Annotated in this window: 8 protein-coding genes; 2 read left to right on the top strand and 6 right to left on the bottom strand. The window is 34.2% G+C overall.

Annotation, left to right across the window (positions count from 1 at the left end):
- Positions 1 to 162 precede the first annotated feature (162 nt).
- The 6 genes from CXF71_RS04105 to CXF71_RS04080 all read right to left on the bottom strand — a co-directional run bounded on the left by CXF71_RS04105 (position 163) and on the right by CXF71_RS04080 (position 11,156).
- Complete coding sequence (locus tag CXF71_RS04105; protein ID WP_101231716.1) at positions 163 to 1,110, bottom strand: ion transporter; 948 nt, start codon at positions 1,108 to 1,110, stop codon at positions 163 to 165.
- An 86-nt stretch (positions 1,111 to 1,196) separates the two neighbouring features.
- The gene (locus tag CXF71_RS04100; protein ID WP_101231715.1) at positions 1,197 to 2,954 is read right to left on the bottom strand and encodes a hypothetical protein; all 1,758 of its coding nucleotides are present in this window, start codon (positions 2,952 to 2,954) and stop codon (positions 1,197 to 1,199) included.
- A gap of 15 nt (positions 2,955 to 2,969) precedes the next feature.
- Positions 2,970 to 4,466 carry a response regulator gene (locus CXF71_RS04095; RefSeq protein WP_101231714.1) on the bottom strand — a complete coding sequence of 499 codons (1,497 nt, stop codon included), beginning with the start codon at positions 4,464 to 4,466 and terminating at the stop codon, positions 2,970 to 2,972.
- Positions 4,467 to 4,480: 14 nt separating this feature from the next.
- Positions 4,481 to 4,843: a response regulator gene (locus CXF71_RS04090; protein WP_101231713.1), complete on the bottom strand. Its 363-nt coding sequence runs from the start codon at positions 4,841 to 4,843 to the stop codon at positions 4,481 to 4,483.
- Between the two features lie 31 nt (positions 4,844 to 4,874).
- Complete coding sequence (locus tag CXF71_RS04085) at positions 4,875 to 9,662, bottom strand: response regulator (protein ID WP_198559829.1); 4,788 nt, start codon at positions 9,660 to 9,662, stop codon at positions 4,875 to 4,877.
- Positions 9,663 to 10,259: 597 nt separating this feature from the next.
- Complete coding sequence (locus tag CXF71_RS04080; RefSeq protein WP_157826691.1) at positions 10,260 to 11,156, bottom strand: helix-turn-helix transcriptional regulator; 897 nt, start codon at positions 11,154 to 11,156, stop codon at positions 10,260 to 10,262.
- 276 nt (positions 11,157 to 11,432) lie between these two features.
- Between CXF71_RS04080 and CXF71_RS04075 the strand changes: the two genes are divergently transcribed.
- A complete protein-coding gene (locus CXF71_RS04075) occupies positions 11,433 to 13,193 on the top strand; it encodes a fatty acid desaturase (protein ID WP_198559828.1) in 1,761 nt (586 codons plus the stop codon).
- Between the two features lie 17 nt (positions 13,194 to 13,210).
- Positions 13,211 to 14,341 carry a saccharopine dehydrogenase NADP-binding domain-containing protein gene (locus CXF71_RS04070; RefSeq protein ID WP_101231709.1) on the top strand — a complete coding sequence of 377 codons (1,131 nt, stop codon included), beginning with the start codon at positions 13,211 to 13,213 and terminating at the stop codon, positions 14,339 to 14,341.
- Positions 14,342 to 14,785 lie beyond the last annotated feature (444 nt).

Raw genomic sequence — 14,785 nt, 5'->3', positions numbered from 1 at the left:
TACGACTTCACGTCGCACGGCACAAAGCGAGATAGCTTAGTATAATAAATCTAAGTGTATAAGCAGTAAAAATTGTCTATTTAATTTGCCTAATAAATATTTCTCTAAACACTGGTTTTACTAATTTCTGAGTTAGATTCATTTGCAATAGACTAGCTTTTATTATTTTCCACATAGGAGGCAATATACGCCATTATGACTTTTTTTAAGTAAGGCAATATTAGATTTCAAATCTTCAGGGGAAAGTTCTAATTCTGAAGTAAGATCTTCTAGCGATTTATATTCATCAGAATCAATAATTCCATCAGCTAATGCATGCTTTATATGAACATCAAGATTACGTTTTCTTTCTCTTAATTCATCGCCAAACCGTGCCGCGAGCATACCAGCAGGTAAAGCAACCAAGCCAACGCCTATTAACATAATAAAGGTAGCAACAATTTTACCTAACAAAGTAACGGGTGTTACATCGCCATAACCAACGGTGGTCATGGTAACAACTGCCCACCAAAGCGAATGTAATATATTACCAAAGACTTCAGGTTGAGCTTCACTTTCTAAGGTATACATTAAACAAGCCGCAATGATGATGAGAAACATCATTATCATGATTGCTGCTGCTATGCTTTTTAATTCTTTTTTGATCACAGTGATAAAGATATTAAAACTTTTGAAATAGTGAGTTAATTTTAAAAGTCTTAGCACACGAATTAAACGTAAGTAGCGTAAATCGATAACAAAAAACATCGCGATAAAAAAAGGAGCAATGGCTAATAAGTCAATTAAAGCTATGGGGGTAAAAATATAGCGAACTCTTGCTGTAAATTTAGAACATCCCTTAAAGCGTAATGACTCAACACATGTCCATAGTCGAAGAAGGTATTCTAACGAAAAAACACAAACAGAAATCAATTCAAATAATGCAAACTCTTGTAAGTATGTCGCATGGATATTTTTATCTGACTCTAAAATAATCGCAATAACATTTACGATAATGAGAATAATAAAAAACCAATTGATTGCCTTGGCAGTAGACGATTTATGTACTGAACCTTCGATTAACTGATAAATTTTTTGACGAATTTGTGTATCTTTAGACTTATCAGACATAATTAACCTAGCTAGTTGTTATTCATAATTAAAATAAATGTAATTGTTCATAAAAAGATGTCGAAAGTATTCGGTATTGATTAAAACTAGCCAGCACTCGGTGGCTCGTGTTCACGATGATAACGATGAATAGACCAAAGGTAATTTTCCATCAAGCAATTTTCAGCAAGTTCAAATAGAATATGTTTTTGCTCTTTTATTGTCTTTGCATGTTGAATAAATAAGAGTGATTCATTAAATAAATTCGCCTGGTTTTTATATTGCCAATTAAGTTCTTTAATTGCCATTTTTCCTTGATAAATTTCCCAAATCCCTAGCAGTAAAGGTAGTAAACCCATACAAAAAACTAGCAGGGATTTGGTGGAGAAATCGCCTGCAATAATTGTAGAAACTAAAGATTGCTTAAAGAAAATCAAAGCTAAAGCGGCGATAAATGAACCGCCTAAAAGGATGTGCTTTATTTTTTCAAGTTTATGGTGTTTAGCAGATAACAGTTTACTTTTTTTGGTGAAATATTTTGCTTGATCTTCCACCCAATGCTCAGTTACATAATCAACAGCCATCTTTTCTTTATCTGAAGCATGAGTATAGGTATTAAATGAGATTGGTTTAAATATTCCTTCTATCCAGTTAAATCCTTTGAATTGTTTAACGCCTGATAATGCAAATAACTTTGATACGGGCAATTGTTTCTCTACACCAGCTAAAGAAAGGAAAACTTTAACCCTTAACGTTTCAGCAATTATACGGCTAGTTAAATGACTTGAAAACCAGTGATGTTTTGAGCTTTTTTTGAAGATGAATAATCCTAAAACAAATAGAACAGCATATAAAATAATGAAAATTTTTGCCGCGACTATTTTGGCGTAAACTAAGAAGAATATGCCCATTAAGGAAGCCATATAAGCAAATAGCTTAAATTGCTTGTCCGAAAAATGTTGAGAATACATAGCTGAATTATCAGCTTTTACAAAAGCATCATCTACTTCTTTAATTTGTGCTTTACTGCCTTTATCTAACCAGTCAATTTTTGATGTTAAACTATTATCATAAACATTTTTGTTGGCATCAGGGATAAGATTATACTTTCTATTGTAGTCATTAATTTCTGTAACTTGCTGAATAAATTGTTCAGGGTAGTTATCATTTAGAAAAAACACGTGTGGAGTATAGCTTGGCGTTAAAATCTGTATAGATAGATCCTGAACAGTTTTTGATGGATGCAGGCTACGGTTAACTGGTTGCCATAAAACAACACCGTTTAGATAAGCTGACGATGTAATTTCCTCTGTTCTAGGTTTATGAATTGATATGCTTTCAATATCATCATTAAATTGCCCAGATTGTGTAAAGCGTAATAAAACATCTGAAGTACCGCCCTTTTGAGCGGTATTATTGCCATCCCATAAACAAAGAAGTAATAAACTTTGTTCAATAAGTTCGGAACCGAGTTCAAAATAACATTGGTCTCTCAATGATTGATCTTGAAAACTCCCATTATCAAGTGATTGAGCAAAATGAGTATGATTTACGGTTACATTTTTTTGCTGGAGTAAAATTTCTAATTCTTGGTAAGATGCTTCACTAAAGTCTTTTTTGTATTGCTTTAATGGCATAGGCAATATCGCGTTAACAGACATACCGCACTCTAATGCGACCGATGCAGCAATACGGTCAGCACCATCGGCCATTCCTGTAAGTAGTCTTATTTCAGTATTAGGCAGTTTGTCTTTTAGTAAGGAAAATTGTTGCTTAAGTTGTTGTTTAATAATTGGCAATTCGTCATCAATAAGATCACGATGTCCTGTAACACCAATAGTAAAAATTGAGTTGGAATTATTCACATGTAATCCTTGCGATTATAATTTTTCAAGTTGCATTAACACCAATTTTTTCAGGTGTTTGTATATCATATCTTCAAACGTTTCTATATCTTCAAAACAATGGTAAGCGCCACTATAGCTACCATCATCAGGGTCGATAAACCAACGTTCGATAAACGTATCAACTTTTTCAAATTGATCTATCGAAGACATAGCCTCTTCTCTATTAGCTAGAGATACAAAAGCTTCAGACATTTTTCGATAAACTAATATTTCAGGTTTACCCTTTTTTTGATAACCATAATAAGCATCTTCATATTCATACTCAGACCCCGAATCATATAAACTGCCATCTTCTCGTGTTATTGAATCAGGAAGGGGAGAGCCTAAACGAGACCAAAATATGCCTAAATAGATATCTGAATTTTTAGCTGGGTGTATTTGAGCTTGAAAAGTATCTGAGGCGAGTAACGGTTCATCTTCCCAAAAAACGGGAACAAGACGTACTCTATCAGCAAGTTCTTCATTGATATCCTTGATAATGCCACGAATAATTTTTCGCTCAGGAATAACATCACCAGGAGAGGAAATAAAAACTTCTAAACGCGGCACTTGGTTTTGTCTTAAACGATATTTTTCTAATGTTGCAGCTAAACGAGCTTTGAGCAAAATAGGGTTGTATGGCTTAAATAAATAATCATCTGCGCCTAACAGGACACATTTAACAATAATATCCATATCATCATGAGCGGATAATATAATTACCGGTAAATTTCTTAATTTTGGATTGTGTCTAATGACGGTTAATACTTCTGTACCGCTCATTTGCGGCATTACTAAATCAAGCAGCACTAAATCAACAATATTATTGGCAAGATAATCAAGCGCCGCTTGGCCGGAGTCAACAGTGATGGGAAGGTAGCCTTGGCGCTTTAATCTTCTTGATAATAAATCTAAATTGGTGGGATTATCATCAACAACGAGTATTATGCCACCTTCACCCATAGTACTTAGTACAATGTTGTCAGTCTCAGACGTATTGTTAATAGCAGATATTTTTGTATTTTGAGTTAACTGCTTTGGCTCTTGTACAGTTTCTTCTTGCGCTATAAATGTTTCTAGATAATGTATCGATAATTTATTTTCAACTATCTCAGCAAATACCGCCGATGCCTGAATGATATTGTTCAAATCGCCAATTAATTCTATCCGATCTCTATCTTCAGCAAGATCTTGTAATAACTCACAATAGCCGGTGATATGGTTAAGTTGCATTCTTAGTTTAAACTGTACAGAGGGAATATCTATATCATTAACAGAGCTTTTTGTAGCGGCTAAGTTATCTTCGATTAACGCAAGTAACTTGTCTGCTGAATTATGAACATTGATTAAATCAACTTGAAATTCTTCCCAAGGAGCTTCTTCAAGCTCTTCTTGCAACATTTCACTGTAACCTAAAATATGACCTATAGGTGTCTTAAGATCATGTCTTAAATCAGCAAGTGTAGTGTAAAATTTTGAATGCTCTGACACTAGTCAATACTCCGCTAACCTGTTAGTACCATCATTTTCTCTAATAAACGTTTAAATTCAACAGGTTTAGTATCGTAATCATCACAGCCGGCTGCTAGTGCTTTCTCTTTATCTTCTGCCATCGCATGAGCAGTTAATGCAATAATAGGGATATCTTTGGTTGCAGGGTTTGCTTTTAAATGCTTAGCGGCTGTCCAACCGTCCATGATAGGGAGACTCATATCAAGTAAAATAATATCGGGTGATTCTGAAGAAGCCATATCGACACCTATTTGTCCATTAACAGCCATAACAACCTCATGACCCTTACGAATGAGTCGCCTTGATAACATATCTCTATTCATTTCATTATCTTCAACAAGTAATACTTTACTCATAAACTACTCTCCGTATTGCTTTTATTTATTATCATTTTAAGATGGCTTTAAGTTGGCTATTTAGATCCGACTTAGTTAAATCACCTTTTTGTAGAACACCAGTCGTATGTGCTTTTAAATAGTTTAGTTCATCATTACTGAGCGACTTAGACGTTATGACAATTATGGGTACTAAATTATAATCTTCTTTCTGTCTAATTATTTCTAAAAACTCAAACCCTCCCATAACAGGCATCATCAAATCAAGTAAAATCAAGTCAGGCTTTACCGTATCAAGTAAATTGATACCTTCTTCGCCATTGGCCGCCTGAAATAATGAAAAACCTTCATCTCCAAGGTAACGAGAGATTAAGTCACGATTCATTTGTTCATCATCTATAACTAAGACATGCTTCTTTGATTTTTTATCAATGTGGTGATTTAATGTTTCAATTAATAAGTTTTTATCTATGGGTTTCATCAATGCATCAACAGCTCCTAAAGTTACAGCCGTTTCTTTATCTGAAACTATTGATATCATAATCACTGGAATGTTTTGAGTAACAGGGTTATTTTTCAATAATTGTAATGTTGCCCAGCCATCTTTTCCTGGCATCATAATATCGAGTGTAATTACGTCAGGTTTATATTTGTGGGCTACTTGAACACCCATTTCACTATTAGTGGCAAGGTAAACTTTATAGTTTTCTTTTTCGAGATAGCGCTGAAGAATATCTCTAGAATTAGAATCATCATCAATAATGAGTACGGAGTGATGTGCTGATGATTCAGAAAGATCCGGTTGGATCATGCTCTCTTCATCAATTTTATTTTCTTTTATCGCAATAGCCGGTATTGTCATTGTAAATGTTGAGCCTTTACCTACCTCACTGGTAAGCGTTAAATCGCCTCCCATCATCTGACAAAATTTAACACTAAGAGGTAGACCTAACCCAGTTCCACCATAATCTTTGGTGGTTGAATCATCAGCTTGAGAAAACTCTTCAAAGACTGTATCAAGTTTATTTTCAGGTATGCCAATACCATTGTCTGAAATGGCAATACCAATGGATTCAACATTGTTATATTTTATTTTTGATACCGTTATAGCTATTTCACCTTGGTCAGTAAATTTCGCGGCATTAGATATTAAGTTAAATAGTGATTGTTTTATCTTCATCGCATCGCCGTGGATGATGCCAATCGTTTCATCAAATGTTAGCTTAAGAACATTATTATTTTTATCGATAAGTGGTTTTGATGTATCAATAACTTCTTGTAATAAGCTTTGTAAATTAAGGTTTTCAAGGTATAACTCCATCTTTCCCGCTTCAATTTTAGATAAGTCTAGAATATCATTTATCAATTCGAGTAGGTGTCGACCCGCTGAATTTATCTTTGAAAGATCTGGGATTATGTCTTCATTCTCATCGTCTTCAGCATCTTCAATTAACATCTCACTGTAGCCAATAATTGCATTCATTGGTGTACGTAGTTCATGACTCATATTGGCAAGAAAGGTGCTTTTTGCTTTATTAGCCTGTTCGGCTTGCTCTTTGGCTTCTGCCATTGCCATTTCAGCTTCTACACGCTTGCTTATATCTTTCACAAAAGCGGTAAAGTAGCTTTTATTATTCACTGTAGAACGTGAAATACTAGCTTCTGCTGGGAATAAGTCACCATTTTTACGGCGACCCGATATTCCATTTCTTGATTTCATATCTTTTGAAGTAACGCTATCTGATTTGCAATTTTCAATATATTGAGAGTGAGTTGCTTGTCTATCTTTGGGCAACAAAATCTCAATAGGTTGACCCATTATTTCATCTATAGAATAACCAAACGTTTCTTCACTCGCGGGATTAAAAGCAATGATTTTTTGTTGTTCATTAATGGTGATAATACATTCTGATGCATTAGTAACAATGGAACGGCTTTTTTCTTCTGAAAACTGTAATGCTTTAGTTCGTTCATTAACTTTATCTTCTAGCTCTTTTTTTGATTGAGTCGTTATTTTATTGGTTTTTTCTCCCATCACTAAAATGAAGAAAGTGCCGCCAATAAGTAATATTATGGTGATACCAATAATGCTAATCAATGCTCTTTGTATACTGTGGTAAGTTGAATAAGCTTCATCAACATCCATTTCGCTAGTCAATCCCATGCCAAGATGTTTTTCCCACACCCAGGCTCCAACGACAGGAACGCCTCTATAGTCACTATAGCCAATAATATCGCTTTGAACTCGATGTTCAGTATTCATTACTTGAAAAGCATCATCTTTTATCGAATTAATGGTACTGTTTGCCATTAAGGTTAAAGGCAAGTTGTTGCGCTTATACTCTCGAAAATCAGTCTCTAGTAGGTTTATGCCAGGATCTCGTATTTGAATATTCATCACACTACTTTGAAGGTCATTGATTAAGCCAATAGCTCTTAAATCATTTTCAAATCGACTTTCTGATAATAAAGTTCCATTGTGATCAAATGCATAAGTCTCACCACTTATACCTACTCGAGAGAACTGCAAAACTTGAGAAAACTTATCTGTTGGCTCTAAGCGTTTAGTTAATACTGCGATGACTTGGTTTTGTTTATCCTTAATTGGCACCGCAATAAACAATGATGAAGTGTTTTTCTCAATATCAGAATATATTGGAGGAACAAAAGTGCTCTCACCATCAAAAACTGATATTAATTTTTCTGGTCGTTGTATCGCAATTAAATTCTTTGAGCCAATATTACTATCTCTTTTAGAGGCTATAGATATACCATTTTTATTGATAATGAAAAAACCTAAACCAACAGAAATAGAGTTACTCGCAACCAAGCGACGAATGTTTTTTTGTTCGTTAGATTTTATTAAGATCGATTTTTCAGTTTTAAGTTGCAGTAACCTTTCAGTTTCCTTGATAAGCGTAGGTGTTTTCGCTAATTGCAATAACATAAACTCTTCCTGTGCAACCCAGTTATTTAATCTATCTATGGTGGTTACAAGCGTTTGTTTTAAGTTACTTTCCAAGTCATATATAATTTTTGATTTTATTTTTATCATTTCTAACCATGAAAATAGCACGATTACACTAATAAAAATCCCTAATGATAACAGCATAATAATACGAAATTGGCGTGTGCCTGTTTGTAAGCCAAATTTATTTTGATTTGACATTTTGCGGCTAAAATAAGAAAGCAATAAAACTAAACTGAATATGGCAAGTAATACATATAATGTAATTAATGTGAAATTGAGTGAGTTTTTTATATTCTCAGGAGATTTTTTTATTGAAGGAAGCCATCTGCTTCTTAATTGATTACGTTCTACTTCTGAAATAGAAAGTAATGATTTTTCAATAATGCTATGTAATATTGGGTAATCTTTTCTAATGCCCATTTTAAGCGCTGTATTTTCAGGATTATCCATTTCGGATAGCCCTATTAAACTAAGCCCATAAATCATTTCTTTGTTGATGGCATAAGAAACATCTGCTCGACTACCAATATAAGCATCGACACTTTTATCAAGAACCGCATTAATCCCTTCAAACATCATTGCAAAAGGTATTAATATTATTTTAGGATGATTTTTTCTGAGATAAGTTTCATAATTCCCTCCTGCCTGAACAGCAAGTCTTTTACCTGTCATATCTTCGAGCGTAATATTTCCCCCGGCATTACCCATCATAGCAAGAACTGTTTTATTTTCGAGATATGATGAGGTAAATAAAGTAAAAGCACTTCGACCTTCAACTTCATACAAAGAAGGTATAATATCTAATTCTTTATTTTTAAACAGAATCAATAATTCTGACCACGAATATCCATTAATATAATTGAATTTCAGGCCACTTTTTTTACCTATTAAGTTAAGTAAGTCAATAGAATATCCGTTAGCTTGATTGTTATCTACAAAGTTAAAAGGAGACCAATCCATTTCATTACCAACACGTAGTATCGGATGGGACTTTATCCATGCTAATTCAGTTGTGCTAAATAGGTTGGTATTAACCGTATGTAATTCTGTTTTTTTATAATGTTTTACTTCTAACCATTTTTTATGTAATTGACTAACCCTAACTTTATCAATCTCTCCCATGGTCTTTTCGAGAATAGTTCTTAATATGGGGTTGTTGTTACTTGTTGCTATTCTAAGTTCAGATGCCATCTCAGCATCTATAGCAATTTTTGATATTCTAATATCCTGAATATTATTCTTGGTAAGTAAGTTTTGTAATATGGCATCACCTTCCATCGTTATGTCAACTTCATCACTTTGCATCGCTTTAAGACAAGCCAATGAATCTTTTAAAGGATGTAAATTGATTTCAGGGTGATTATTTTTCAAATACTCATGGCTAGCAGATCCTTGAGGAACACAAAGTGTTTTGTCACCAAAATCATTGAAGGAAAATACATCATTATCTTTATTTCTAATCGCAAGTACAGGAGACACAATGGCATAAATAGGCGTGAAAGATAAATACTTTAAGCGTTCAGGTGTCATAACAATATTAATCATTACATCCAAACTACCATCTTGAATCATACTGAGAAAATCATTCCAACTAGGGCCATTAATATAATCTATTTTGAAGCCAGCTCGTTCAGCCAAGAGATTCATATATTCAATGGAAAAACCACTTGCTTGACCATTAACATTAAAATTGAAAGGCGCCCAATCACTTTCATTATGAACATTTAAGGAGGGGTGATTTTTGATCCACTCAAGTTCTTGTTTGTTTAAGTAACTGGTCTGATTTTTATTTGAGATTGAAGTGGCATATGAACTGTTTATCAATACAATAGAGAAGAGAAGTATTGTAATCCATTTTGGAAATCTCATTATCATAATATTCTAATTAAAAATACAATTTATGTTATTAAGCTAGCGAATTATAAAGATAAAAACAAGCTTTTTGACCTTGTTATCTAAATTCAAAAGAGGATTTTTTGCAGGACAAATTAAACTAGTTAATAAAGTCTAGCTTTGCAAAACTCTTAAAGGGTCACAAATAAAAATTAAAAATAGTTGAGATCGGTGTTGAGTCTAGTGAGAGCAAGAAGTTAATTATCTTTCTATCTCACTCAGGGGGCGAAACCGCCTTAAACTTAATACTCTAATTTGTATGGTTATTTTGTCCGCTTTGGGGATTTAAGATCTAACGCCATGGAAAAGTTTTAAGCATAATTTTAGTTGTAAATGGATGTGGGTTTTAAATGAAAAAGGAAGCTTAAGAATCTCTGCTCTGCTGTTATTAACTCAAAAGCTAAAGTCAGCAATTGGCTAGCTGAAGAACTCTCTGATGATCCCTGGCTTAATGTTAACAAAGATACGAAAGCTGACATTCCAAGATCTGTTTTAAATCTATATTCCAGGCCAGTTTTGATGAGCCACTACACTAACTCTCTGTAGAAAAAGGTAAAGTTTTGTTCGATAAATCTAGTCCAATTTCTGCCCATAATTTATACTTGAGCGATTAAAAAGTTGTCGATACTTACCCGGAGTCACGCCTAATAATTTTTTGAACGTAACCGTAAAGTGACTTTGATCGTTAAACCCTAACTCCGTTGCTATAGCAATAATTGGCATTTTTGAGTAAATAAGCCATTTTTTCGCTTGTTGGATCCGATATTGAGTAATAAATTGATGAGGTGTACACCCTATAGCCTCAATAAACACTCGTCTAAAGTGCGTTTCGCTTAGCAAGGTAACTGACGCTAACTCTTTTATCGTCAAATGTTTGTCAACATTTTTTTGGATATAGGTTACTACTTTTTGAATGCGGCCAAGCTGCACGTGATCTGGATTCATTTTTATTGTCTGTTCAGCGTTCAAAATTCGCCAAACTTTTTCTAATAAAACAAAAACCAATCGTTCAGTAAAAACCTCCTGCTTACGTTCTTGAAAAATCTCATCCGATATTTGTGCTGCAACGGCAGCAACCAAAGCATCCGAAACAGGCACAAGCCCTTTTCTTTCTTGGCAAAATTGGATGATTAACTGACTAAATGGATCGTTACTACAGGGCAAGAAATAAAAGGCTGTAAAATCGACGAAGCCTGTAAATTTCCAGTGGGTGGCTTGCATTGCAGGAACTAAGGCTGAATAGCCAGGGTAAAATCTATCGTGTATTTGCCCCTCACTCATTTCTTCAGCTTTAGAACCGCTAGAATGCACAATAAGTAGAGGATAAGGTAATGGATTAATTTTAAAACTTTTAGCTTCACACATGTACCTTTCAATATGAATATTTAAAGGTTCCAAAAGTTGCTGGCTTACTATCGGCTGAACGCCTAATTGCTCTCTGACATGTAACCACGGTTCTGAATTATTCATACGCAAATAAGTAATAATGAGTAATGGACATATTATTATAAAATTACCACCTACTTGCAATAAAAAAGCATTTTTACTTATTATATACTACCGAGATTAGTGGGTGATTAACTTATCTAGCATTTACAGCATAAGGTAATCATCAGTATTTTAATCAATCGGGTTGAACAATTTATGAGTACATACTTTCCAAGTGATGCCAAATTAATCATTAGCGAAATAGTTAAAGATCCTAGGTTTAAGCAATTAAACACAGCTCCAAAATATGGATTTCAGATGCTAGTATTTTATTTAAGCGGTTTAGCTTTTATTATTTCCTCCACATTAGGGTATTTGTATTACGATTTACCTTACTTCATTATGTTCATTGTTAATGGTGCTGCAATGATTGTCATGTTTGGTACCATTCATGAAGCAGCACATGCCTCGGTTTCACGTATTTCATGGATAAATGATTGGATTGGTACCATAGGTGCTTTTTTATATTTTCCGGGGCTGTCAACACCCATCTATCGTTATTTACATTTATCACATCATCGCTATACGGGAGATCCGCAAAGAGACCCTGATGTTAAGTATGTAAATGATAGTTTTTTGCGCTGTTTACTTCGTTGGACTTACCAAGATATATATTGGGGAGCATGGGTCGCTAGAAATTTTTCAACAAGAACCACACAAGAAAAACGTTATTTCATTGGCGGAACAATTATTTATCTTACTTGGTACACGGCTTGGTTAATGTCACCATGGGCTAATGAGTTTATTTTACTCTATCTTTTACCTCAACGAGTAGCTTACGCCGTTTTACTGTATTTTTTTTCTTACGTACAGCATCCTCCTGGCATACTTCAAGCTGATAATCCTTTTCAAGCAACCGTTAGGTTGAATGTGGAAAAATGGTTACAGCCCTTTATCTTGTACCAAGATAAGCACTTTATTCATCACCTTTTCCCTAAATTACCGTTTTATCGCTATCAAAAGATTTGGAGATTTGCCCAGGAAATATTAGAGCAACAACAAGTTCCGATGCGAAATATTATTGAATCAAGTTGGGACAAGGTAGAAATTAACCTGTCTTCTACCTGTTATGTATCAATTACTGAAATTAACAAAATAGCAGAAGATACTTTGAGCTATAAACTCGTTAGCAATAATGGAAAAGCACTGCCGGCTTTTTCCGCTGGTGCTCATATTGATGTGCATATTACCGATCGTTTGACCCGCCAATACTCTATTACTAACTTATCAAGTTCAACGCCAGATCATTACTTGATTGCAGTAAAATGTGAACAAAACGGTCGTGGTGGCTCTGCAGCATTGCATGAGTCATTCAAGCTTGGAAATAATATAAAAATTAGCACGCCTAGAGATAATTTTAATATTGATATCACTTACGATAACTATCAACTAATTGCTGGTGGTATTGGCATCACACCTATTCTCTCAATGGCTCATTACCTAAATCATCTGGGTAAACCGTTTCATTTACATTTATTTTCGCGTAACCAAAGCTACTTACCTTTTATAAAAGAAATACAAAAATTATCATTTTTTCAACAAGTGACTACATACTTTGATGATGAAATGCCGATATTTGAACGAGACATTGCCGCTTTATTAGGGAGTGGAACTCAAAATAAGGGCTTATATATTTGCGGCCCAGAAAAATTTATGGATTACATGATTAACACCGCCAAAGAACAACATTGGCAAGCTAATAACATTCACTTTGAACGATTTAGTGCTAAAACCATTGATACCAGTAACGATAAAGCATTTGAGATAGTACTCAAAAAATCAGCCAAAACATTATATGTCCCTGCTGATCAATCAATACTAAATATCCTTGAAAGCAATAACATATCAGTACCTACGTCATGCGAACAAGGCTTATGTGGCTCGTGTGTCTGTAAGGTAATAAGCGGTAAAGTAAGTCATAGAGATAGTATTTTAACTGAAGAAGATCACCAGAAAGATGAGCTGATTGCAGTTTGCGTTTCAAGAGCAACAAGCCAGTCATTAGTTTTAGATTTATAACCGAGAAGCAATAAAACATGAACATTTATTTATTAGGCGCGACAGGTTTCACTGGCCATTTATTATTACCGCAACTTATCAAGCGAGACCTAAAAATTACGGCTATTGGTAGAAATAAAAGCAAATTGAACGCATTACAAGTTGAATTCCCCATGATTGATATTGCAGAAGTCGATGCTACTGACGAGGCGGCACTAAAGGCTTTAATCAAGTCTGGTGATTTACTTATTTCGACTGTAGGCCCCTTTATGGAATTAGGGCAAATTCCATTAAAAGTTGCCGTTGATAATGGCGCTCATTATATGGATTCAACGGGTGAGCCTACATTTATTAATCACATTTATGAAACCTATGAAAACCAATTGAAAGACAGTGAACAGTTGATTATGCCCGCTTGCGGTTATGACTATATACCCGGTTTATTTTTAGCTGAAAAGATCATAGAAGAAACAAAGCGAAAAGATAAAACTAGTCAAGTAGATACCGTCAACATAGCCTATTCTACTCTTAAAGGAAAAATAGTCAGTCTTTCTTCAGGCACACTTACTTCTTTAATAAAAGCCTTATATGAAGAAGGCACTTTTTATAAAAATGGCCGTTGGTATTCAGATTATTTGTGTAACACAAGCTGGAAAATTAACGTTAATAACAAAACCGTTCGATGCGTTTCATTAGCTGGTTTAGAAGGGTTTGAAATCCCTAAAAATCATAAAGAAGTACTTAATGTAAATACCTATTTAGGCTGGTTTGGCCCATTAACCATTGTCGCCTTAGGTTTTAGTAAATTACAAAAAGTACTTTTTAAAATCCCAGGCTATTTAGCCTTAATGCGAAAGCTCGTAAAACATGTCTCAATTCCGCGGAGAAAGTCTGAAAACATTATGAAAAGCAAAAACAGTGATGTTTATTTGTACGCAGAAGCCAGAGATAAAAATAATGTTCTGCTAAGCAGCGCGACATTAGAAGGACATAATATGTATCAATATACGGTAGATATTATGGCGTGGATTGCTGATAGGATCACTAAAGGAGACTACCAACAACACGGAGTTATTGGTCCTGCAAGAGCCTTTGGTTTAGAAGACTTTACTAAAGGACATCAAGAAGTAGGCATGAAGTTAACATTAAATTCAGACAGAAAACAATAGGGCTATTATTGTATTTTAATATATTATTCATGGTGTAAAACCACATAAGTAGTGGTTTTATCTACAACAAGCAACTGACTTGTAATCAGTTGGCGTGACATGTCATCCGTTAGTGTTACTATTTACTCAATGTTTTGATTTTATGTAGTAATTTATCTATTTCTATTTCTATATTCATAAAATTAGCATAAAACAAGATGCTGAAATTCAATATATGCATACTAACGTAGTTTTATCCGTTGTTAGTAAAAGTAGGATATTAGTAAATCAACCTTTAATTTCGAATTCGATTAACGATAACTTTAGCCTTATAGCTAACATCTAAAACTTGAACTCCACAGTCGACTGTATTGAGCTTAAACCAACCCCACAAACAAGCAGCGAATTAAGGTTGATATTACCCTAAATATGATCATGGTTTCACAAAAGCTCTATGACCGCTTA

The sequence above is a fragment of the Colwellia sp. 12G3 genome, assembly GCF_002836775.1.
GTDB lineage: Bacteria > Pseudomonadota > Gammaproteobacteria > Enterobacterales > Alteromonadaceae > Colwellia.
The sequence above is the reverse complement of the archived record's forward strand: the minus strand, read 5'-3'. Positions and strand labels throughout refer to the sequence as shown.